Below are 22,373 nucleotides of genomic sequence, written 5' to 3'. Positions count from 1 at the left end.
CCGGCACGCACGCGGCGCACCGGGCCAGCAAGTTGCGGGTCAGGCGGGGTGGCGGTTGCTGCGAGCCATGATCGGGATCAGCACCGCACCGGTCGCGAGGTGCATCGCCAGCAGAGCCAGCGTCGCGCCGGTCCCGTCGGCGGAGCCGACCGGGCCGAGCAGCGAGACCGCCAGGACGGCCGAGGCGATCCAGGTCCAGATTCGCGTGCCCCGACTGGTGGAGCGCTCGAGCAGGGCCAGCAGCCCCCACGCGGCCAGGCCGGCCAGGACCGTCACGAGGACCACGGCACGCGGTGTCACCGTGGTGGCGCCCGAACCGGAGTCGACGACCAGGTCGACGCCGGCGATCTGGTGAGCGACCGTCCACACCGTGAACGTCGCCGCGGTGGCCGCCACCACGGCCAGGCCACGGGCACGGCGGCGCTTGCGGGCGCATTCGGCGGGGGTGAGAGTGCGGGTGGCCGTGGTGGCGGTGGTCGTCATGTCGTACTCCTCGGATCGGCGCTGTTCGTTGTCTGGCATCACTCTCCGGTGTGCGGGCCTCATCCCGGATCGGGCGCGGGACGGGATCCGATCTCCGTCTGCGGACGGATGCGGGCGGGCGACCGGGTCGGTCTGGCGGCCGATGGACCGTTGCCGCCGGCCGCCTACGGTGAAGCACATGAAGTCTTCCCGGGTTCCACCGAGGGCGGTCGGCGCGACGTGGGCCGGCGTGGTCGCGGTCCTGCTCACCGTGCTGATCCTGGTCGTGCCGGGCGGCCCCGACACACCCCTGACGACGGCCCTGGCCCTGGCCTGTGGGCTCGCGCAGGCGGCGTCGGTCCTGCTGATCGGGCGGCGGCCGGAGTGGGCGATCACCCTCGCGATCGCCGCGGGCATCGGCGTCGAGGCGTTCGCGCCGCAGGTCGGCTGGCTGGGCCTGGCGGCGGGTCCGCTGATCGCGTTCGCCCGGATCCGGCCGCCGAGAGTGTCGCTCTGGGCGCTCGGCGTGATGGTGGCGCTGACCCCGTGGAAGCTGGTGGACGGCGGCGGCTGGCGTGAGGTGGTCATCGCCGTCTTCGCGTCGCTGCTCGGCTGGACGTGGGGTGAGCTCGACCGGTCCCGGTGCATCCGGCGTGAGCAGGAACGCCGGCGGATCGTCTCCGACGAGCGCGCGCGGCTGGCCCGGGAACTGCACGACGTGGTCGCGCACAACGTGTCGCTGATGGTGGTGCAGGCCGGTGCCGCCGCCGACGTCTTCGAACGGCGGCCCGACCAGGCCCTGGCCGCCCTCGACACCATCCAGGAGGCCGGCCGCTCCGCCCTCGGCGAGCTGCGGGCCATGCTCCAGACGCTGCGCCCCGACGGCACCGAGCCGAGGGCGCCGCAGCCCGGCCTCGACCAGCTCGACTCGCTGGCGGCCTCGCTCGGGGCGGTCGGGCTGCCGGTCGCCGTCAACCGGGCCGGGGACGCCCGCGACGTGCCCGCCGACGTGAGCCTGTCGGTCTATCGCATCGTCCAGGAGTCGCTGACCAACACCCTGCGGCACGCCCGCGCGACCCGGGCCGAGGTGCACCTGCGCTGGACCGACGCCGCGTTGCACCTCGAGATCACCGACGACGGCACGGCCAGCGCGGCCCGCGTACCGGCCGCGTTCGGTGGTGGGTCCGGCGCGGGCCTGGCCGGTATGCGCGAACGTGCCCGGCTGGTCGGCGGTAGCCTCGACGCCGGTCCGCTGCACGAGGGCGGGTTCCGTGTCTCGGCCTGCCTGCCCCTGGGAGCATCCGCGTGACCATCACCGTCCTGCTCGCCGACGACCAGGAGCTGGTCCGGGCCGGCTTCGCGATGATCCTCGGCGCCCGTGACGACATCGAGGTGGTCGGCGAGGCCGGCGACGGCCTGGAGGCGGTGGCGCTGGCCGCCGAGACCAAGCCCGACGTGGTGCTGATGGACGTCCGGATGCCCCGGCTCGACGGCATCGAGGCGACCCGCCGGATCGTCGACGCGGGCAGCACCGCCCGGGTCGTCATGCTCACCACGTTCGACCTCGACGAGCCCGTGTTCGCGGCGCTGCGGGCGGGGGCCAGCGGCTTCCTGCTCAAGGACATCCGCCCGGCCGACCTGGCCGACGCGGTCCGGGTGGTGGCCCGCGGCGAGGCGCTGCTCGCCCCGACGGTGACCCGGCGCCTCCTGGACCGGTTCGCGACCGGCCTGCCGGCCCGGTCGGGGCCGGACCGGCGGCTCGAACCGCTCACCGCCCGGGAGGTCGAGGTGCTGACCCTGGTCGCGCGGGCGATGACCAACGCCGAGATCGCCGAACGGCTCTTCCTCACGCAGGCCACGGTCAAGACGCACATCTCGGCCATCCTGACCAAGCTCGACCTGCGCGACCGCGTCCAGGCCGCGGTGCTGGCCTACGAGACGGGACTGGTGCGACCGGGCACCACCGCCTGACGCTGTTGGGACTGTTGCGCTCCGGGCAGCCACAGGGACAGGACCACGGCGACGGCGGAGAAGCCGACCGACCACCAGAAGGCGACGTGGAACGCCTGGGCCAGCGACTCGTGGTGCGCGGTGGTGGCGGTCGCGAGGATGACCGCGAGGACGGCCGTGCCGAACGAGCCGCCGATCTGCTGCGCGGTGCGGGTCAGGACGCTGGAGTGCGGGATCTGCTGCTTGTCCAGGCCGAGGTAGCCGGCGACCATCACGGGCATGGTGACGGCACCGAGACCGAAGCCGCGCACGACCATCCAGAAGGCGAGCAGCCAGGCGCTGGTATGCGGCCCGGCCAGGGCGAACGGAACGGTCGCGACGGCGACGACGGCGAAGCCGGCGAGGGCGATGACGCGTGCACCGAGCCGGTCGACGTTGCTCCCGACGACGGTGCGGGACAAGAGGGCGCCGACCCCCTGGGGTACGAGCATGAGGCCGGCGGTCAGCGCGGTGGTGCCGCGCACGCCCTGGTAGTACAGGGGCATCAGGAGCATCGCGCCGTACAGGGAGAAGCCGGAGAAGAACAGCACCGCGCTCGAGGAGGCGACCGACCGCTTGGCCAGCAGGCCGATCTCGACGAGCGGGTGGCTCTTGCGCAGCGCGTACCCGATGAAGGTTGCCAGCAGTGTGATTCCGACGATCAGCGGGACGACGACGTCCGGGTGGGCGAACCCGGCGGCGGCGCCGGCGTTGGCCAAGCCCAGCAGGACGAGCAGGATGCCCGGCGCGAGGAGGACGAGCCCGCGGACATCGAGTCTCGGCTTGTCGCTGGTGGGGTCCGGGGTGTCGAGGTGCAGGTAACGCCGCGCGAGCAGGAGGCCGGCCACGCAGAACGGCACGTTCACCGCGAACATGAACCGCCAGCTCAGGTGCGTCAGGATCGCGCCGCCGAGCAGCGGTCCGAGAATCGGGCCGAGCAGCACCGGCAGCGCGACGTAGGTGACGAGCCGTCCCAGCGACCTGCCGTGCGCCGCCTGGAAGATGAGCGTGGTCATCAGCGGGAGCATGAGACCACCGCCGATGCCCTGGACCACCCGAGCGCCGATGAGCGAGTCGACGTTCCACGCGAGGCTGGCCCCGATCGAGCCGGCGAGGAACACGGCCAGGGAGAACATCCACAGCCGTTTGCCGCCGAACCGCTGGAGACCCCAGGTGCTCAGCGGCACCGCGATGCCGAGGGCCAGCAGATAGCCGGTGGTCACCCACTGGATCGTGGTGACCGAGGTGTCCAGGTCCGCGGCGAGGGTGTGCAGGGCGACGCTGACGATCGTCGTGTCGAAGACGACGGCCATCGCGCCGACGATGAGGATCAGGGCTGTCCTGACCACCCCTGGGTCGAGCTTCTCGGATGTCGTGACCATGCCGGCCCGCCTTCATAAGAGAGGTCTCTTTCTCTTATGAAGCTAGGTCGTACCGTTAAGAAACGCAAGCCTCTCTTATCGCTGCTAGGCTGTGGGGCATGACCGAACAGGCTGCGCCCGCACGGCGCCGACGCGGGGAGGCGCTCGAGACCGCGCTGCTGGAGACCGCGTGGGACGAGCTCGTCGAGGTCGGCTTCGCCCGGCTGACGATGGAGTCGGTCGCGGCCCGGGCGAAGACGGGGGTCGCGGTGCTCTACCGGCGCTGGCCGCGCAAGGACGACCTGGCGCTCGCCGCGATCCAGCACTTCGGCGATACGCACCCCGTCGAGATCCCCGATACCGGCAGCCTGCGCGGCGACCTGGTCGCGTTGCTCAGGGGAGCCAGCAGCGGCCGCATCGCGTTCGTCACGGTCGTCAGCGCGGCCTTCTCGGGCCTGCTGGCCAGCAGCGGCCTCACTCCGGCCCAGGTGCGCGAGAAGCTGCTCGGCAACCGCCAGCCAAGGTCCGCGGAGCTCTACCGTCGGGCGCACGAGCGGGGCGAGATCGACCTGGCCCGCATCCCCCCGGTCGTCCTGACGATGCCCTTCGACCTCATGCGCCACGACATGCTGATGACGTTCCAGCCCATCAGCGACAAGCGGATCCTGGAGATCGTGGACGACCTGTTCCTACCGCTCGTCTCCGGCGAGCGGTAGGAGAAGAATGGTGGATGTCATGGGAATCGACGCGCGCCGTCTTCGGCGTGGTGAGTTGGAGCCGCTGGCAGACCTCATGGCGCAGGTCGGACTGGCCGGGCGGTTCACCGGTGAAGCGACCATTTTCGGGTCGGATCCGGTCATCCGCTCGCCGCACCGCCTCGCGGAGGCATCCTGCACCGCGCACCTGCTGATCGCCGCCGCCGGCGCGGCGATCTGGGAGCACCGCGGCGGCGAGCCCACCGACATCTCGATGGATGTCGTGCACGGACTGCATCATCTGCACCCGACCCATTTCGTCGAGCAGGCCGGCTACTCCAGCAACGTCGGAGCCGAGTTCGTGCAGGTCAACGGCGTCTTCCCGACCCGCGACGGCCACCATGTGATGCTCGAGGCGGGGCCGCCGTACCAGAAGCTGCTCAACGGCTACCTCAACTTCTTCGACTGCGGCAACAACAAGAAGTCCTTCGCCCGCGAGGTCGCCACCTGGGCCGCCGACGATCTGGTGCAGGCGCTCTCGGACGCCGGACTCCCTGCCTGCCGGGCCAGGACCCGCGCGGACTGGCTCGCCCACCCGCAGGGTCAGGCACTCGCGGCGGTGCCACAGATCGAGATCGTCAAGCTCGCCGACGGCGACCCGGTTCCCTTCGCGGACAACCCGACCTCACCCCTGGATGGCGTACGGGTGCTCGACTTCACGCACGTGTTGGCCGGCCCCCGCAGCGCCCGGACGCTCGCGGAGTACGGCGCCGACGTACTCCACATCAGCTCGCCGTGGTTCGCCGACTCGCTCGCGCAGCACCTCGGTGTCGACGCCGGCAAGTACGACGCCTACCTCGACCTGCGCTCCGACGACGACCTGGCGACGATGCGCGGGCTCGCCGCGACCGCCGACGTTTTCGCCTGCACCTACCGCCCCACGGTGATCGAGCGTTTCGGCCTGGGGCCGCAAAACCTGGCCGCCGCCAGCGAACGCGGGATGGTCTACATGTCCGCCAACGCCTACGGCCACGACGGCCCGTGGGCGCGACGGCCCGGGTTCGACCAGAACGGGCAGGTGACCTCGGGGTTCGCGCTTGAGGAAGGCCAGGGCGGCCCGCCGAAGTTCTCGCCCGTCTTCTACGTGGCCGATCTGATCACCGGCTACTGCGCCGCCGCCGGAATGATGGCGGCCCTGCTGCTGCGCGCCACGGAAGGCGGCTCGTACCAGGTGAAACTGTCGTTGACCCGCAGCGTCATGTGGGTCCAGGATCTCGGCCTGCTCGATGTCGCGACCCAGGACGAGGTCCCCGGAACCGACACCTACCCGGCGGAGACGTTCTCCGTCGACACCACCTATGGTGCCGTGACCTTCCTGGCTCCGGCGGTCACGTTCACCAACCTGACCCTGCCCGCCGCCGACCGACTGGTGCCCTACGGCGCCGACCCGCCGGCGTGGCCGTCGGCCTGATCCGCCCGGCACTGGGCGCGCGGCGGACAGCGTAGGGTGCCAAAGCGATGACAACTCTTTTCGAGTTCGCCGGCGGTGACGAGGCGTTGCACCGCCTCGAAGAGCTGTTCTACGCCAAGGCGTTGGCCGATCCCGTGCTGCGCGAGGTGTTTCCGGTCCGCCAGCCCGGCCACGTCGACCACCTGACGTGGTTCACTGCCGAGTCCTTCGGCGGCCCGGACCGATTCACCACGGCGCTCGGCTTCCAATACCTGATCGACGTCCACCGTCACCTGAAGATCACCGACGAGCAACGGGATCGGTTCGTCGAGGTCTACCTGGAGGCCATCGACGAAGCCGGGCTGCCCGACGACCCCGATTTCCGCACGGCGGTCCGCGAGCATGTCGAGTTCGGCGCCCAGGTCGCCCAACAGAACTCGTTGGCCGAGACCGACGCCGACCTGCATCCGATCCGCGCCGTTCCAGCCTGGACCTGGGCGCGCCAAGACACGACCTGATCAAGCCCGCTAAGGATTTGGTGGAGATGGTCGAGCAGCTCATTTCCCGGACGGATGCCGCTTACCAGCGATGGTTGGCGTCGGTCACCGACGACGTCGTCGCCGATGGCGTCGTCGTGTACTGCCTGGAGTCCCTGCTGGAGCGCAACACGACCTACGGAATCGGCCAGTGGCTCACGCGCTACCTCATGATCGGCCAAGAAAGCGATCGGGGATTCTTCCTCGGGTGCGACGACGGCGGCGGCGCGGTGTTCTGGGCCGACCTGGGCGGTCGCGGCGAAGTCGACCTCAACGTCGCCGCCCCCGCGTTCGAGGTGTGGCTGCGTTCCGGCTTCGCTCTGCCGGCCGACCCGGAGCCGGACCTGCCGCCAACCGCCGACGTCTATGTGGGCAAGGTTCCGGTCGATGGAGTTCAGCTCCTGGTGCGGGCAAGGAAGCTGCTGGGTGCGGATTGGCGGTTCGGGGATCTCAGGGGCCTGCTCGCCGCCCAACCGTTCCTGGCGGCGAGGTCAGCTCCTCTGTACGCGCTGCGCCGCGACCTGGAGTACGCCCCTGAGTTGCGGCCGTACCTGCTCTACGCCACCGACCACGGCCTGGAAGTGGTATGGCCGACCGGCGGCCCAGAAGGCCGGTGACCTGGCGTTCGCGCGGGCGTGCGGCCAGGTCGGTGACCTGCCCGTTGATGCTGGTGGCGGCCAGCGTCGCGGCGAACAGGATCAGTTGGTTGACGACGTTGAGGAAGACCAGCAACCCGACCGCGCCGGCAACGACCAGGTAAGCCGCGTTGTTCTCGGCGCCTCGCACGTAGAGCCGGCCGAGGGTCTTGAGCAACTCCAGCCCGGCGGCGACGAACAGCGCTGGTCCCAGGGCCCGGCGCAGCGGCATGCGCAGCCGGGGCAGCGCCGTGAGGATGGCCATCGCCAACAGGGTGTTGACGCTGGCTTCCAGCACGAACCCGAGAGCACCTAGCAGCCATCGGGAAGGTGCGCCGTCGACGCCGGCGGCGGTGACCAGCCAGCCCGCGCCCGCTTCGGTGGTGAACACCGCGGCCAGCGACACAGCCAGCAGGAGGCCGAGCCCGATCAGCACGAGCAGGTCGATCAGAACGCGGACCAGCAACCTGCCCGGATACTCGGGCAGTCCCCAGACCGCTCTGATCGATGAGCGCAGCGCGTCGACCCAGAACCAGCCGATGATCGGCAGGCCGATGAACCCGATCACGCCGACGGTGCCGCGGGCGTCGCGTACCGCCTGGACGTCGACCCGGGGAAGGTTCTCGGTGAGGTACCCCTGGATCGCCCGGAGCACCACTGGGTCGTCGAGCACGAACGCGAACAACGCGAAGCTCAACAGGGCCAGTGCGAACGTGGCGAAGAACGCGTAGTAGGTCACCGCGGCGGCGAGACGGCCACCGTCGGCCTGGTCGTAGCGCACCACCGCGCGGGCCACGTGGTCCAGCCAGGCGTGCCGGTCGCGGGCGCGCAGCCATGACTTCACCCCGCGCGTCCTGAGCTCCGCGATCGACACACCCGCGGTAATACCCTGCCGCCGGCCTCGCCATGCACAGCGTGCCCGACGTGCACGCTCCTCAGTAGACGTAGGGCCAGCCGGCGCTGTCGTACGCGATGCGGTTGATGCCCAGCAGCGAGGTGCCGTTGTCGGCGTAGTAGTGGTAGACGAGCACGTCGCCGTCGGTGTCGGCGAGCACCGCCTGGTGGCCCGGGCCGTGGATGCTGCCGTGGCCGGCCAGCACCTGTGTGCCGCCGCCCGCCGTCATCGCCACGCCGTTGCGGTCGACGTACGGTCCGGTGACACTGGTCGAACGACCGACCATCACGCGGTACGTGCTCGACGCCCCCTGGCAGCAGCGGTCGAACGACACCCAGAGGTAGTAGTACGAACCGCGTCGCGCGATGAACGGCGCCTCGATCGCCCCGCCGTTGCGGCCTGCGACGCTCACGATCGTGCCGTCTGAGCGCAGCCCTGTCGACGGGTTGAGCGCCACCAGCTTGATCCCGGACCAGAACGACCCGAAGCTCAACCACCATCGGCCGGCGGCGTCCACCACCAGGTTGGGGTCGATGGCGTTGAAATTGTCGGTCGTGCGGGACTCGACGACCAGGCCCGCGTGCGTCCAGGTGCCGGAGCCACCGGTCGTGCTGGTCGCCAGGAAGATGGCCGACCGGTTGGAGCCGAACGTCGACGCCGAGTAGTACATCCAGTAACGGCCGTTGCGGTAGGTCAGATCCGGCGCCCACAGGTTGCGGCTGCCGGCCGTGTAGGTCGTCGTCCACGAGGCGCCGCCGGGGAAGGCCGCGCCGGCGGCGCGGAACGCCGTGCGATCCGAGGATGTCTTCAGGCTGATGCCGTTGCCGGTGTGGGCCAACAGGTATCCGCCGCCCGGCCGCCGGACAATCGCCGGGTCGTGCACCGTCACGTCCCCGGTCACCCGTCCCGGGTTGGGGTACGCCGCGGACGCCGGTCGGACGTCGATCACGGTCATACCGGTGACGGCGAGGACCACGGCGACGAACGAGCCGGCGATGCGCGCACATGAGGCCATGACGCCCTCCCACTGGGATAGAACGGCGTCACCATTAACAATAGACGGATGTCAATGACAGGTTCACCCGCAGGTGAAGCGCGGCTCCGCGAGGTAGGTCCACGTGAACTTCTCCCGCTTGACCTCTTTGCCGGCCTTCCTGAAGACCCGGAAGGCGTCCTGGGTGAAGCCGGGGATGCCGTTGGTGGGGATGCAGGTCGGACCCTTCGGCAGCTTGGTCACCTTCGGGCTGGTGATGTCGCGCCGCGGGCCGTACTGGGTCTTCACGCTGTCCCAGACCTTCGTGCTGTACATCGAGACCGTGATCGAGTCGGCGGTCCACGAGGTGTCGATGACGATGCCGTAGTCGGTGTCGTTCCGGAACTTCAGGTCGAGGTTCGGCCAGAAGATCGTCGACTCGATGACCGCGGGATAACGGCTGAAATAGTACGAGTGCGGCTTGTGCTCGATGTCCTCGAGCCCGGCGTAGTAGGCCGCGTTGAACAGGGTGGTGGTGAACTGCGACGTGCCGCCGCCGACGCCCGGCACCAGCTTGCCGTCGAGGATGACCGGCGCGTCCCGGTAGCCCTGCGCGTAGCCGCGCTCGCCCGTGCGGCCGTTGAGCGAGAACACCGCGCCCGGCTTGACCAGCGCGCCGTCGACCTCCTTGGCGGCCTGGACGATGTTCTGGCTGCGCGGCGCGGACAGGCCGCCGGTGAAGTTCGTGGTGAACGTCGAGACCCGCTCCTTGATGCCGAGCTTGGCGATGTCGGCCGCGCTGGTCGCGGGCTTCGCGGTCACGAGCTTGCCGGCGACCGTGCGCCCGTCTCGCAGCGGCAGCACCTCCAACAGCGCGGGGGCGAGCGCGCCGACGTCGACCTGTCGGCCCTCCGCGCCCTCGGTCACCCGGGGCTTCCCGCCCACGATCGAGACCTGGGCATCCTTCGGCGCCACCTCGACCGCGCCGAGCGGGCCGGCGAGCGCGGCGCGCAACTTCTTCGCGTCCAGCCCCGGCTCGATCCGGCCGGACTTGTCGGCGACCAGCCGCAGGCTCTTCGCGATCGCCGCCGGGGCGACCGTCACGTCGCCCCGCTCGGTCGTGACGGTGACCGGGGCCGCCACCGCCGGCCGGGCGAACTCGGCGATCAGCTTGTCGACGTCTTCCTTCGTCGTCGTGGGATGGATCTCGACGATCGGCACGACCACCGGCGCGCCACCGAGCCAGCCGTCGCGCACCGCGTCCGCCGATTTCTCGGCGTGCAGGCCACGCCCTGGCACCGGGTAGGTCGCCTTCGGCGTCGTGCCCGCGAACGTGATCGACGGCAGTTTCATCGCCCGCGCGTCCTTGCCGAGGGCCGCGCCCAGCACGTCGTGGAGCTTGCCCTCGTCGACCGTGACGACCGGGTCGAGCTCATGCGAGCCGAACAGGAGGCTGACCGGGTCGGCACTCCGCTCGATGGCGGCCGCGACGGTCGCCTCGACGTCGACCGCGAGGCCGACGTCGGCCGGGTTGACCTCGGCGGCCTGCTCGCCCACCCGGACCGGCACCGGGGCGCCGAGCGTCCGCACCTTCCAGGCCAGCCCGGACTTGAGCGCGGCGACCGCCTCGGACCGGCTCTTGCCGCCGATGTCGACACCCAACACCGACGTGCCGCGCGGCACCTCACCGGCGTACGCGTAGGCGCCCGCCCCACCGATCGCGCCCAGCACGGCCGCGGCGAGGCCGCCGACCATGAAGAGCCGGCGTCGCGGGCGCAACGCTTCGACGGGGGTGGCCTGCGGTGCCGACGGCTCTCCCAGGCGTTGCACCGGGAACTGCACGGTCGGTGCATCGCTGGCTTGCGGGTGCTGGCTCACACGCCACCTCGGGCTCGGACGGATCGGCCGGCGGCCGACGGGCGCCCGGATGGGCGCCCGCCGGGATGCTAGCGAGAATGCCGCCGCGCCGCCGAAACCGAGGTGGGCTACAGGGGCTGGACGTAGTACGGGCTGACGTCCAGCCAGCCGTTGCCGGCCGCGCCGTTGAGCCGACCGCTGCTGGCGGTCGAGAGCGTGCACCAGGAGTCGACGTAGTCCGGGTCGTCGGTGTACCACGAGGTCGGTATCGCGGCGAGGACCGCGTCGACCAGCGGCGCGTACACGCCGAGATCGAGAATGGTCAACAGCGCCGTCGCGATGGCCTAAGCCAGCGCCTGGTAGTTGGTGTCCCCGTCGTCCCCCATCATGACCACGTCGGTGAGGTTGTACTTGTACGCCGAGAAGTGCACCAGGAGCTGGTTCGGATAGTAGGTCGTGCCGTCGTTGTCGCGGTACGGCATCTGCACGATGTCGGCTCGGGGCACGCCGTCGAGGCCGAAGCCGGTGACCACGCTGAAGATCTCCGCGCCGCCCTTGATCCACGGCTCCTCGTCGTCGCTGAGCCGAACGGCGTTGACCTTGGTGGCCCAGTATCCGGCCGCCCGGGCCCGCGTCGGAGCGGCGGCGAGCCGCCCGCGCGCGGCCAACTCGCTCTTGATCACGGTGACGCCCAGGTCGAGCGCCTTCGCCGTGTCGACCTCGACGAGCAGCACGGCGCCGGCGGGAAGGCCCTTGGCCGCGGCGACGTCGGCGTTGGCCCGCTCGACGGCGCGACGGAAGCGCGAGCCGGCGTCCACCATGGACAGATCAACCGACTCGCCAGCGGCGCGAAGGATCGCAGAGGGGTCGCGCAGCGTCACCGTCAACTCGCGGGTGAGCCGATCGATCGTGGCATAGCCGAACATGAATCGATAGACGATCATCGAGCGGCACGTGAACAGTCGACCCCCTTTACGCGCACCGGCCCCACGGGGCACGATGGTCACGCGACATGGGAGGACGACGATGTCTTCGACCGAACGCGCGCATGATCCCGTTGGCGGGACGGAAGAAGAGCCCGCTGGCGGGACGGATAAAGAGCCGGATGACGAGGCCGGCACGGCCGAGTTCGTCCAGGAATGGCGCAATGCTGCCTACAACTGCTACAGCTCTGGGCACAAGTTCTGCCGCGAGGTCTGTCCCGTGATGCAGGTGACCCGCAACGAGGTGCACACGCCCACGGCCTTCCACGCGAACGTCGTCGCGATGGAGAAGGGCCTGCTGTCCATTGCGGACGTGGCCCGCGACTACGTGCACTGCACCGGCTGCGGCGCCTGTGAGCTGCGCTGCCCGAACACGCTTTTCACCGGCGACTTCTACCGCTTCCGCACCCGCACCGTGCAGCTCGTCAAGGCCGCCCGCGCCCTGGCCGTCGACGAGGGCATCCACCAGCCCGGTTGGCAGCGCTGGGTCGAGGCGACCAGTCGGCAGAAGTCCGAGCCCGTGCTCGGCGGAGAGGTGCCGGTCAGCCAGGAGCACGTGGCCGACTGGGCGGCCGGCCTCGACCTACCCATCGGCGGCGAGACCATCCTCTTCTGCGACTGCGAGGGCGCCTTCCACCGCACCTCGGTGCCCCGCGCCGCCGCGAAGATCCTCAAAGCGGCCGGCGTCGAGTTCGGCCTGATGCGCGAGCAGTGGTGCTGCGGCGGCCCCGCCGCCGAGATGGGCTACGTCGAGCGGGCCAAGGAGTTCGCCCGGCACAACGTGGACGACTGGCGGGCTGTCGGCGCGCGCAGGATCATCGTCTTCGACCCCCACGACTACATCTCGTTCACCGAGGACTACCCGAGCTACTTCGGCGACGAGTACGACTTCGAGATCGTGCTCTTCGTCGAGCTACTCGCGGAGCTGATCCGGGACGGCCGGCTCGAGCTGACGAACCCCGTCGACCGGGTCGTCACGTACCACGACGCCTGTCGCCTCAACAAGCGCAAGGGCATCCACGCGGCGCCGAGAGAGGTGCTGCGGGCGGTCCCCGGCATCACGTTCAAGGACGTCGACCACGTCACCCAGTGGTCCTACTGCTCGGGTGCCGGTGGCGGGCTGCCGATCGAGCGGCCCGACCTCACCGCGGAGATCAGCCGGCGCCGTGTCGAACAGGCCGCCGCCCTCGACGTCGACACGCTGGTCAGCGCATGCGTCTGGTCCGAGCGGCCGTTGACCGAGCAGGGCGGCAAGCGGGCCGACCCGATCGAGGTGCTCGACCTGCTGGAGATCGTCGCGCTGTCCGCGGGCCTGGAGGACTGATGACCGCCACCATGGTCACCGACCCGGTGATCGACGAGCTGATCGGCATCTGCGGCCCCGACAACGTGTTCGCCGACAGGTCCTCGCGGGTCAACCGGGCCCGGGTGCCGGCACCGTTCCCGGTGCACCGGTGGGCGGAGCACGTACCCGATGTCGTCGTGCTCCCGACCACCGCCGAGCAGATCTCCGAGGTCGTCAAGCTCGCCAACCGTTACCGGATCCCGGTGGTGCCCCGGGCGGGCGGCACCGGGTTGACCGACGGCGCGGTGCCGCTGCGGCAGGGCATCGTCGTCGACGTCAAGCTGATGAACAAGATCCTGGAGCTCGACCTCGACGACCGCACGGTGACCGTGCAGCCCGGCATCAACATGCTCAAGCTCAACGAGGAGCTCCAGAAGCACGGGGTGATCTACCCCGACGACCCGGCGTCCTACCCGTGCTCCCTGGTCGGCGGCCGGATCGGCACGAGCGGCTGGTCGCTGATCGGCGGCCGGTACGGGCACACCCGCGACCTGGTGATCAGCTTCCAGATCGTGCTGCCCACCGGCGAGCTGATCTGGGTGGGTGACGGCGGCGGCCGCAAGGTGCGCAAGTCCTCGACCGGCTACCAGCTCAAGCACCTCTTCATGGGTCACCAGGGCACGCTGGGCATCGTCACCGAGGCCGTCCTCGAGCTGGTGCCGCGCCCCGAGGCCGAGTTCGCGGCGTTCTTCTCGTACCCCGACTACGAGACGGCCTGGCGGTCGACCGGTGCGCTCGCGAAATCCGGCCTGGCCACGCTCGCCGGTGTCGTGCTCTTCGACGAGTGGAAGCTGGCCTACCTGCGCCGCGACGACGAGGCATACATCCCGCAGCCCGACGACGTGCGCTGCGTGGTCGCGACGGCGATGTACGGCACCACCGACGAGGTGCGCCCCGGCGCCAAGCGGTTGCTGCGGATCGGGAAGGACACCGGAGGCGCGTACCTCGGTGACGAGATCTCGCAGGGCGACTGGGCCTCGCGCCACGACCGCTACGCGACACCGCTGCACGGCCGGCTGCGCGACGGCCAGGTGGTGCCGATGAGCTGGCACTGCGAGGACGCGTCGATCAACTGGACGCAGTTGCCTGCGGTGCGGGAGAAGTGGCACGACATCGTCGCCCGGCTCGGCGACCGCTTCCGGATCTTCGACGACTGGGGCATGTTCGCCTACACCAACGGCGCCTTCAAACCGTGGGGCGACTACCTCACGGAGATCGATGTCGGCATCTGGGAGCAGGAGCTCGACGACGAGGCGTGGGACGCGTGGGTGACCGCCAAGCGCGACATCGCGGCGGTGTCGATCGCGCACGGCGGCTCGATCAGCGCCTGCCACGGCGCCTGCCGCGAAGGCGAGGTCGACCTGGTGCCCGAAGAGCTTGGCGGCGGCTGGGACGTGATGAAGAAGGTCAAGCGAGTGCTCGACCCGCTCAACATCATGAACCCCGGCAAATACTTGCTCGACCAGGCGTACGAGGACGGCCCGTCATGATCGGTTTTCGGTTGTCGGCCCAACGCCCGCCGGATCCGCGGCGGGTCAACGACGTGGTGGTGCAACGCTTCGACCACGTGTACGAAGTGGACCCCGCCCTGATGCGGGACCACTTCCAGCAGCACGACCTACCGGCGTGGGACACGCGCCGCATCGTCGACAGCCGGTGGGAGCACCTGGCGTGGATGCACGCCCACTGGGCCGATTCGGTCGTGTCCGGCGAGGAGCTGATGTCCGCCGAAGAGTGAGGACTCCCCGATGAGGTTCAGCTATGTGATGCTTCCCGACTATCCGCTCGCCGACTCGATGGAGTCCATCAAGAAGGCTGACGAGCTCGGCTTCTACGGCTGCTACGCGGCCGATGAGACGTGGCACAAGGACATGTGGCTGCTGTTCGCCGCCGCGGCCGACAAGACCACCAACATCCGGTTCGGGCCTTCGCTGTCCGGTGTCGTGCTGCGCGAGCCGACGCTGATCGCACAGGCGGCGGCCACATTGGACGAACTGACCGGCGGGCGCGCCGAGTGCGTCATCTCCTGCGGCAACTTCGGGCTCCTCGCTCAGTACCACATCGACTGGGCGCAGACCCGGCCGTTGTCCCGGACGCTGGAAGCCCACCACGTGATGCGGACCCTGCTGGACGAGGGCGCGATCAACTTCGAGGGCGAGTTCTACAAGTACACGGGCCTGTTCACCTTCGCCCGGCCGGTGCAGGAACGGATGCCGCTGCTGCTCGGCGCGATGCGTGGTCCGCGCTCGTTCCGCAAGGCCGGCGAGATCTCCGACGGCGTGCACCACGCGTTGAGCTACACGCGGGAGGCGTACGACTATCTGGTCTCCAACGTCCGCCAGGGCGCTGAGAAGGCGGGCCGGGACTGGCAGTCGCTGGACATCGGAGCCTGGATCGTCTTCGCGGTCGGCCGCGACTCGGCGGCGGCGAAGGAGGCGGCGCGCAGTATGGTCGGCCTGTACGCGTCGTCCATGCCCGAGGAGCAACTCCGGCGCAACGGAGTCGACCCGGCCGACCTGCAGCCGGTCATCGAGGTACTCGGCAAGGGAGACCTGGCCGGCGCCATCGACCTCACCCCGCCGGAGGTCGCCGAACGGCTGTCGGTGGCGGGCACACCGGAGGAGTGCGTGGCCAAGCTGCGCAGCGAGATCGTCGACGCGGGCGTCAACCACCTGATCTTCGCGATCACCGACGCCGCACTGGTGAAGGCCCTGATGGGCCGGGACCTCGACAATGTCGCCTCGGTCAACGAGCAGCTACAGCTCATCCACGACGAGGTGATGCCGGCCTTCCCCTAGACGCAGGGTGGCCGGAAATCGGCCTCACCGACATACACCCGCCACTGGTCGGCGGTGATCGAGGGACCGCTGTGCCGGCAGAGGTCGCTCAGCAGCGTTTCTGGGTCGAGTTGCCAGACGAACGCGTATCCGTTCTGGTCCGCCGAGACCAGGATGCTCCCATCCGCGGCGGCCGCCAGCCCCCAGACGGACGTGGCGTGCCCGGAGAACGTGGCGACCGACGCGGGGTCGCCGTCCGGCGGCGTGCGCCACAGGCGGACGGTCTGGTCCTCGCCGCCCGATGCCAGCGTGCGGCCGTCGGGCAGATAGGTCAGGGCGCTGACCGCGCCGCGGTGGCCGGAGATGCTGTTCACCTGTCGCCAGGTGTCGGAGCCGTGGTCCCAGATGCGGATCTGTCCGTCTTCCCCGGCCGTGGCAAGCCTCGTCGTGCCGGGCGCGAACGCGACCGCGTCGACCCGGCCGACGTCGGTGACGGCGGCGACGCGGGACGGTGTCCGCTCCCGCCAGTCGGCGATGTTCCACAACTCGAATCCTTCGGGCGTCGTGACGGCAAGACGGTTACCGTCGCCGCTGATGGCGAGGTCGCCCCCAGCGACCGGTTGCTGCACGGGAACCGTGCGTGGAGGGCCGGGCCGGCGCGGATCGGTGACGTCGCTGAGAAATACGCCTGCATCGGCCCCGGCCACGGCCAGGGTCCTGTCCCGAGGGCTGAACACCAGGGCGTCGACGGTGCCGCTGCTGATGGGGAGCCGGCCCGCCGGTCGGACGTCGTCCGCGTTTTCGGTGTCCCAGAAGCGGACGCCTTCCGCGTCGGCGTCCGACGCGAGCAGGCGCCCGTCGGGTGACCACGCGGCGGCGTCGGGTCCCGGCCGGGTCGGGACCAGCGGTCTGGTCGGCTCCGGGACCGTGGACCCTGCGATGTTCCACATCCGGAGGGCGGAGCCGGCAAGGAGCCGCGGCGCGCGTGGGTCGAGGGCGAAAACGTGTGACGCGCCGGCGCTGACCTCGGCACGCGGCATGGACGCTCCTGGTCGCTGGGCGTACCACAGCCGCACGGTGTCATCGCTGCTCGCGGTCGCCAGCACCCGGCTGTCGGGGCTGAAAGCCGCGTCGTTGACGAACTCGCGATGACCCGCCAACTCCGCGACGAGTGGGGGACGCACCGGGTCGGACGTGTCCCAGATGCGCGCCGAGCCGGTCCAGTCGGCGGACGCCAGCCGGCTTCCGTCCCGGTTGAAGGCCACGACGCCGACCTTGCCCGCATGTCCGACGAGGGCAGGCAGGGGTCGCGGCTTGCCCGGGTTCGACGTGCCCCACAGGCGGACGGTGTCGTCCGCGCCGCCCGATGCCAGCACGGCACCGCCCGGACTGAAGTCGAGGGTCTCGACGACGCCGGTGTGGCCGGTGAGCGTCGCCGCCAGCTTCGGGCTGCGCGGAGACGCGAGGCTGTAGAGCAGGATTCCGGTTTCTTCGTCCGTGGTCGCCAGGAGCGCACCGTCGTCGGTCAGCGCGATGACCGGGGAGCCGGTGGTGCCGGGGCCCCGCAGGGTCGCCAGGACCGTCGGTGGCGCCGCGTCGCTGACGTCCCACAGCCGCCAGGTCTGACCGCGTTCGACGGTCGCGAGCCGGGTGCCGTCGGCGTTGAGCGCGAGCTGGTCGATCGAGCCGTCGACGGACGTACTCCCGACCAGCCGCGGGTTCTCCCGATCGGCGAGGTCCCAGACGCGGATCGTCCCGTCGCGTCCGGTGCCGACGAGCCGCCGACCCGACCGGTCGAAGCCGATGTCGGACACGCCGAGTCCGAAGCCCGCAAGGACGCTCACGGTCGCGTCGTCCGTGGTGTCGATCAGCGAGATCGAGTCGCCGTCCGCGACCGCGAGGGTCCGGCCGTCCGCGGTGTAGGCGACCGCGCTGACGTCCTCGTCCCGCTGGAGCATTCCCGGCATGGCCGGGCTCTGCAGCAGCGCCCCGTAGGTCTGGTCGTTCGGCGCCATCCGATAGGCGGCGGCCATCAGTTGTCGGGCGAGCCCGGGCTGGAGGAGCTGCAAGCTGGACGACTCGGCAAGGAGTTGGCGCGACACCGCGATCCGGGCCGCCTCGACCGCGCTGTCGCGCTGGTCCACTGCCACCCAGGTCGCCGCGAGGGTCGCGAGGAGCAGGATCGTGAGGGTGGCGACAACCGCTCGGATGGTGTTACGGGTGCGCCGCCGGAGCCGGATGTGTTCGCCGACGAGCTGGTCCAGCTCCGTGTTCCGGAGCCGCGCGGCTATCTGCGCGACGCTGTTGAGCAGCACGGGATTCGACCGGTCGAGCTCACGCGCGTCCCCGATCGAGCTCAGGTCTGTCCACAGTGGTTGGCTGGTGAACATCCCGCGCGCGGCCGGTGGCAGGGGCGTCGTCTCGTCCCAGTGCCAGTCGTTCGCCTCGTCGTCCCACCGAAGCTCCCCGGCGGTCAGCACGACGATGACCTGCTCGGCCGGTCGGTTCTCACGCCACCACGTGACCTCGTTGTTCACCCATTTCGACTGCGCCGCCGCCGGCGACGCGAGGATCACGAGAAAGCGGGAAATCGCCAGCGCGTCGTAGATGGCGCCTGTGAGGTCGTGGGTCGAGGACAGGTTGGTGTAGTCGCGGAAGATTCGTTGTGTGCGCGGCCGGTACCAGGGCGTCGCGAACCGTTCCAGCCAGCGTTGGAGCTGGGTCGCGAGCTCTCCGCTGAGGGCCTGGCTGTAGGAGATGAACGCATCGAAGTGCTCAGGTGCCGGCCGGCGCATACGTATTTGATACCGGATACCCCGGTAACCCGATCCGCCCGTTGTTTCCGATGATCGGATGGGCGAATTGGCGATCGTCGCTGGGCCTCACCCCTAAGTGGGTACTGCCGGAGGAATCCGGTTGGTTGGATTTCCCACAACGTTTGCCGGCTGAGGCGGTCGATCATGTTCTCCTGGCTGAGGCGTCGCCGATGGTGGCTGCTGGCGGGCTGCACACTGCTGACCCTGGCTCTGGTGGCGACGGCCGTCTTCCTCAACAGACCGTCGACCACCGCACCCCCGCCGGCCGGTGCCCACCCGCCGTGTCCGAGCGGGGACGAGTTCGCCGCCCGCGCGACGGAGCTGGCACCGGTCATCTTCGAAGGATCGTCGGTGACGGTGCGGGTCGACGGTGCCGTCACGTGCGCGCCGGGTTGGGCGCATGCCGACGTCTCGTTCGACAACGGCCGCGCGGGTTGGGTCGTCCTGCGGTACGTGGACGGCACCTGGCAGTGGACGGTCGACGACTACTGGCGTCAGTTCGGTGAGGACGACGAGCTCTGCACCCGGCTGCCCGACGAGCTTCGGGCGGTCAGAGGTTGCGCCGCCGCTACGTCCGCCCCACCCACGGAGGGCGTGCCGGACTGCGGGCGCCAGGGTGTCGACGCCGCCATCGCCGCGGATTGGGACGGCGTATGCGTACCCGGGGAGTTCTGCGGTGTGGACGGGCTCGTGCGGTTGTCGCAAGGCGGTGCGGTGACCAACTCGGGCCGGTGGGGCGAGGCGCACATCGACGTGTTCTCCGGCGAGGAGGTGCGCGGCGACGTCGACGGCGACGGCACCGACGAGGTGGCGGTGTTGCTCGACTGCACGACCGGCAGTGGGTTGGCCGCGGGGCGCATCGCGCGGGCGTACGTCGTCTATGTTGGCGGAGTGGACGAGCTCCGGGTGCTCGGCGTGATCAACGGGCAGCAGCAGGAAGACGGAGTCCTGCCGACGCTGTTCGACAAGCTCGAGCTCAGGCCGGGCACGGCGGTCGCGCACGAGGTCTGGTTCCGCCAGAGCGACATGACGTGCTGCCCGACCGGCGAAGCGACCACGATCTGGACGCTGAACGCGGAAGGAAAGCTGACGCCGGGAGAGCCCGAGGTAACCCGGTGACGGTGGTGATCGGCCCACCCGGCTCGGTCGACGTGCCAGGGAAACGGGTCTTCCTGGGTGGCGCCATCGACCTGGGCGCGGCACCGGACTGGCAGGCCGACGTCATCCGGGCGCTGGCCGGTCACGACGACCTGGTCCTGCTCAACCCCCGGCGCCCGGACTTCGACCCGGCCGAGCTCGACCAGCAGATCCGTTGGGAACTGCACGCCCTCGAGGCCGCCGACCTGATCCTCATGTGGTTCCCGGCGGGTTCGTCGGCACCCATCTCGCTGCTCGAAACAGGCCTGCACCTCCGATCCGGCAAACTCGTCGTCGGAGCCGACCAGACCTACAGCCGGCGGCGCAACCTCGAGATCACCGCCGAGGTGTACGGCACATCGGTGCGCGATCGCCTGGACGAGCTGGTCGAAGAGGTCGTTCGCCTCGTCGCGCGCTGATTCAGCGCGGGTTCAGCCGGGTAGGCCAGGATGGTCCTTCCCGACCGCCCTCGGAGGAGCTCATGCGCGTGCTCGTCGTCGACGACGAGAAGCGGTTCGCCGCGTCCCTGCGGGCCGGGCTCGTGGCGGAAGGCTTCGCGGTCGACCTGGCCCACGACGGCACCGACGGGCTGTGGTTGGCGCGCGAGAACGCGTACGACGCGATCGTCCTCGACCTGATGTTGCCGGGCCTGAACGGCTACCAGGTCTGCGCGACGCTGCGCGCGGAGCGGGACTGGACCCCGATCGTGATGCTCACCGCCAAGGACGGCGAGTGGGATCAGGTGGAGGGGCTCGACACCGGCGCCGACGACTACCTGACCAAGCCCTTCTCCTTCCCCGTGCTCGTTGCGCGCCTGCGGGCCGTGGCCCGGCGGGGCGCGCGCGAGCGGCCCGCCACGCTCGAGGTCGGCGACATCCGGCTCGACCCCGCCGCCCGGCGGGTGTGGCGGGCCGGCGTCGAGGTCGAGCTCACCGCCCGCGAGTTCGCGCTGCTCGCGTTCCTGGCCCGCCGCCCGGGCGACGTGGTCTCGAAACGGCAGATCCTCGACGGGGTCTGGGACGTCGACTTCGTGGGCGATCCCAACATCGTCGAGGTGTACGTCGGGCATCTGCGGAACAAGGTCGGTCGAGAGGCGATCCAGACCCTGCGCGGCGCGGGGTACCGACTGCGCAATGGCTGAGGCCTCGGTGCGCCTGCGCACGACGGCGGTGGCCGTGCTCGTGGTCGCGGTCGCCCTGCTGCTGGGCGCGCTCGCCCTCGTGGCACTCATGCGCGCGTCGCTGCGCGACGGGTTGGAGGCCACGGCCGAGCAGCGCGCCACGGGCCTCGCCGAGCAGATCGCGGTCTCGGGCCTGCCCGCGGCGGGGCCGGCGGACGACGAGGTGGACGACCTCGTCTGGCAGGTGGCCTCCACCGACGGCACGGTCCTGCGTGCGTCCCAGCCGCTGCGCGAGCCGTTGCCCACGGAGGACAGGCGCTCGGCGACGATCGAGGGCGCCGACGACCGCTATCTGGTCGTGAGTTCCGACGCTCAGGATTACGTCGTCTCCGTCGCCGTCTCCCTGGAGGAGGTCGCCGACTCGACAGCCGCTCTGGTCACCCCGCTGGTGGTCGGTGTGCCGGCGCTCCTGCTGCTGGTCGGCGGCACGGTGTGGGTGGTCGCCGGCCGGGCGCTGGCCCCGATCGAGCGCATCCGGCGCGAGGTCGAGGAGATCACCGGTGACCGGCTCGACCGGCGGGTGCCCGAACCGCGTTCCCGCGACGAGGTCCACCGCATGGCCCGCACCATGAACCAGATGCTCGGCCGGCTGGAAGACGCCCGCGACCGGCAGCAGCGGTTCGTCGCCGACGCCTCCCACGAGCTCCGCTCGCCGCTGGCCTCCATCCGCCAGGCGGCCGAGGTCGCCCGGGACCACCCCGGCGCCCTGCCCGAAGGCGACCTCGCCGACGCCGTGCTGGAGGAGTCGGCCCGCATGCAGCGGCTCGTGTCGCAACTGTTGCTGCTCACCCGCGGAGTCGCCGCCGCACCGCACGACGTCGACCTGGACGACCTGGCCCTGGCGGAGGCGCGCCGCGTCGCCCGGACCGGGCTAGAGGTCGACACCGCCGGCGTCGGGGCCGGGCGGGTGCGGGGCGACCCGACCGCGCTCGGCCAGGTGGTGCGCAACCTCGTCGACAACGCCGCCCGGCACGCCGAGGGGCAGGTGGCCGTGGCGGTCCGGTCGGCGGGCGGCTCGGTCGAGCTCGTGGTCGAGGACGACGGTCTCGGGGTGCCCGTGCCGGCGCGGGAGCGGGTGTTCGAGCGGTTCGTGCGGCTCGACGAGGCGCGTACCCGGGATGCCGGCGGCAGCGGTCTTGGCCTGGCGATCGTCAAGGAGATCGTCACGGCCCACGGCGGGACCGTCGCGGTCTCGTCGTCGGCGCTCGGCGGGGCCAGGTTCGTCGTACGACTCCCTTCCTGAAACGGACTTCAGGCGCATTCAGGTGGGTTTCAGGGACCT

The 22,373-nt window shown here is 70.5% G+C and carries 19 protein-coding genes and 1 pseudogene; 13 read left to right on the top strand and 7 right to left on the bottom strand.

From position 1 onward, the window contains the following. Positions 1 to 39 precede the first annotated feature (39 nt). Positions 40 to 483 carry a DUF6069 family protein gene (locus BLV39_RS41155; protein ID WP_090805020.1) on the bottom strand — a complete coding sequence of 148 codons (444 nt, stop codon included), beginning with the start codon at positions 481 to 483 and terminating at the stop codon, positions 40 to 42. A gap of 178 nt (positions 484 to 661) precedes the next feature. On the opposite strand from BLV39_RS41155, the gene BLV39_RS41150 reads away from it, so the two are divergent. Together BLV39_RS41150 and BLV39_RS41145 are read left to right on the top strand one after the other, a co-directional pair. Continuing rightward, positions 662 to 1,771: a sensor histidine kinase gene (locus BLV39_RS41150; protein ID WP_090804776.1), complete on the top strand. Its 1,110-nt coding sequence runs from the start codon at positions 662 to 664 to the stop codon at positions 1,769 to 1,771. Further along, positions 1,768 to 2,433 carry a response regulator gene (locus BLV39_RS41145; RefSeq protein WP_090804774.1) on the top strand — a complete coding sequence of 222 codons (666 nt, stop codon included), beginning with the start codon at positions 1,768 to 1,770 and terminating at the stop codon, positions 2,431 to 2,433. The genes BLV39_RS41150 and BLV39_RS41145 overlap by 4 nt, the downstream gene beginning before the upstream one ends. On the opposite strand, the gene BLV39_RS41140 is transcribed toward BLV39_RS41145, so the two are convergent. After that, complete coding sequence (locus BLV39_RS41140; protein WP_090804772.1) at positions 2,394 to 3,833, bottom strand: MDR family MFS transporter; 1,440 nt, start codon at positions 3,831 to 3,833, stop codon at positions 2,394 to 2,396. The genes BLV39_RS41145 and BLV39_RS41140 overlap by 40 nt on opposite strands. A 98-nt stretch (positions 3,834 to 3,931) precedes the next feature. On the opposite strand from BLV39_RS41140, the gene BLV39_RS41135 reads away from it, so the two are divergent. From BLV39_RS41135 to BLV39_RS41125, 3 genes are read left to right on the top strand one after another with little or no spacing between them, the layout of a single operon-like run. Next, a complete protein-coding gene (locus tag BLV39_RS41135; protein WP_090804770.1) occupies positions 3,932 to 4,528 on the top strand; it encodes a TetR/AcrR family transcriptional regulator in 597 nt (198 codons plus the stop codon). 19 nt (positions 4,529 to 4,547) lie between these two features. Further along, complete coding sequence (locus BLV39_RS41130) at positions 4,548 to 5,978, top strand: CoA transferase (protein WP_176985355.1); 1,431 nt, start codon at positions 4,548 to 4,550, stop codon at positions 5,976 to 5,978. A gap of 47 nt (positions 5,979 to 6,025) precedes the next feature. Continuing rightward, entirely contained in the window at positions 6,026 to 6,475 is a 450-nt protein-coding gene (locus BLV39_RS41125) for a group II truncated hemoglobin (RefSeq protein WP_090804765.1), read from the top strand. A 468-nt stretch (positions 6,476 to 6,943) separates the two neighbouring features. On the opposite strand, the gene BLV39_RS41120 is transcribed toward BLV39_RS41125, so the two are convergent. From BLV39_RS41120 to BLV39_RS41105, 4 genes and pseudogenes are all read right to left on the bottom strand, one after another. Continuing rightward, a complete protein-coding gene (locus BLV39_RS41120) occupies positions 6,944 to 7,972 on the bottom strand; it encodes a YihY/virulence factor BrkB family protein (RefSeq protein WP_090804763.1) in 1,029 nt (342 codons plus the stop codon). A 91-nt stretch (positions 7,973 to 8,063) separates the two neighbouring features. Further along, positions 8,064 to 9,038, bottom strand: a complete 975-nt coding sequence (locus BLV39_RS41115; RefSeq protein ID WP_090804761.1) for an arabinan endo-1,5-alpha-L-arabinosidase — start codon at positions 9,036 to 9,038, stop codon at positions 8,064 to 8,066. Positions 9,039 to 9,101: 63 nt separating this feature from the next. Next, entirely contained in the window at positions 9,102 to 10,874 is a 1,773-nt protein-coding gene (locus BLV39_RS41110; protein ID WP_239084106.1) for a VanW family protein, read from the bottom strand. 107 nt (positions 10,875 to 10,981) lie between these two features. After that, positions 10,982 to 11,674 (bottom strand): annotated as a pseudogene (locus BLV39_RS41105) (DUF3103 family protein). A gap of 205 nt (positions 11,675 to 11,879) precedes the next feature. On the opposite strand from BLV39_RS41105, the gene BLV39_RS41100 reads away from it, so the two are divergent. The 4 genes from BLV39_RS41100 to BLV39_RS41085 are packed head-to-tail and all read left to right on the top strand — an operon-like array spanning position 11,880 to position 15,979. Further along, on the top strand, positions 11,880 to 13,160 hold the full coding sequence (locus BLV39_RS41100; RefSeq protein WP_090804759.1) for a (Fe-S)-binding protein: 1,281 nt from the start codon (positions 11,880 to 11,882) through the stop codon (positions 13,158 to 13,160). Then, a complete protein-coding gene (locus BLV39_RS41095) occupies positions 13,160 to 14,671 on the top strand; it encodes an FAD-binding oxidoreductase (RefSeq protein WP_090804757.1) in 1,512 nt (503 codons plus the stop codon). The genes BLV39_RS41100 and BLV39_RS41095 overlap by 1 nt, the downstream gene beginning before the upstream one ends. Next, positions 14,668 to 14,919 (top strand): hypothetical protein, encoded by a 252-nt coding sequence (locus tag BLV39_RS41090; RefSeq protein WP_090804754.1) that lies wholly within the window; start codon positions 14,668 to 14,670, stop codon positions 14,917 to 14,919. The genes BLV39_RS41095 and BLV39_RS41090 overlap by 4 nt, the downstream gene beginning before the upstream one ends. 10 nt (positions 14,920 to 14,929) lie before the next feature. Then, positions 14,930 to 15,979, top strand: a complete 1,050-nt coding sequence (locus BLV39_RS41085; protein ID WP_090804752.1) for an LLM class flavin-dependent oxidoreductase — start codon at positions 14,930 to 14,932, stop codon at positions 15,977 to 15,979. Here the strand turns inward: BLV39_RS41085 and BLV39_RS41080 are convergent. Next, positions 15,976 to 18,753, bottom strand: a complete 2,778-nt coding sequence (locus tag BLV39_RS41080) for a TIR domain-containing protein (RefSeq protein ID WP_090804750.1) — start codon at positions 18,751 to 18,753, stop codon at positions 15,976 to 15,978. The two genes, BLV39_RS41085 and BLV39_RS41080, sit on opposite strands and share 4 nt — an antisense overlap. Before the next feature lie 165 nt (positions 18,754 to 18,918). Between BLV39_RS41080 and BLV39_RS43485 the strand changes: the two genes are divergently transcribed. The 4 genes from BLV39_RS43485 to BLV39_RS41065 all read left to right on the top strand — a co-directional run bounded on the left by BLV39_RS43485 (position 18,919) and on the right by BLV39_RS41065 (position 22,334). Next, a complete protein-coding gene (locus tag BLV39_RS43485; RefSeq protein WP_176985354.1) occupies positions 18,919 to 19,893 on the top strand; it encodes a hypothetical protein in 975 nt (324 codons plus the stop codon). Further along, the gene (locus BLV39_RS43480) at positions 19,890 to 20,330 is read left to right on the top strand and encodes a nucleoside 2-deoxyribosyltransferase domain-containing protein (protein ID WP_176985353.1); all 441 of its coding nucleotides are present in this window, start codon (positions 19,890 to 19,892) and stop codon (positions 20,328 to 20,330) included. The genes BLV39_RS43485 and BLV39_RS43480 overlap by 4 nt, the downstream gene beginning before the upstream one ends. Before the next feature lie 62 nt (positions 20,331 to 20,392). Next, positions 20,393 to 21,052 (top strand): response regulator transcription factor, encoded by a 660-nt coding sequence (locus tag BLV39_RS41070; RefSeq protein ID WP_090804748.1) that lies wholly within the window; start codon positions 20,393 to 20,395, stop codon positions 21,050 to 21,052. Then, positions 21,045 to 22,334, top strand: coding sequence for a sensor histidine kinase (locus tag BLV39_RS41065; protein WP_090804746.1), 1,290 nt, complete (start codon positions 21,045 to 21,047; stop codon positions 22,332 to 22,334). The genes BLV39_RS41070 and BLV39_RS41065 overlap by 8 nt, the downstream gene beginning before the upstream one ends. Positions 22,335 to 22,373: the final 39 nt, after the last annotated feature.

It is taken from the genome of Asanoa ishikariensis, from assembly GCF_900107455.1.
Taxonomy (GTDB): domain Bacteria; phylum Actinomycetota; class Actinomycetes; order Mycobacteriales; family Micromonosporaceae; genus Asanoa; species Asanoa ishikariensis.
This window is presented reverse-complemented; position numbering and strand designations above follow the sequence as displayed.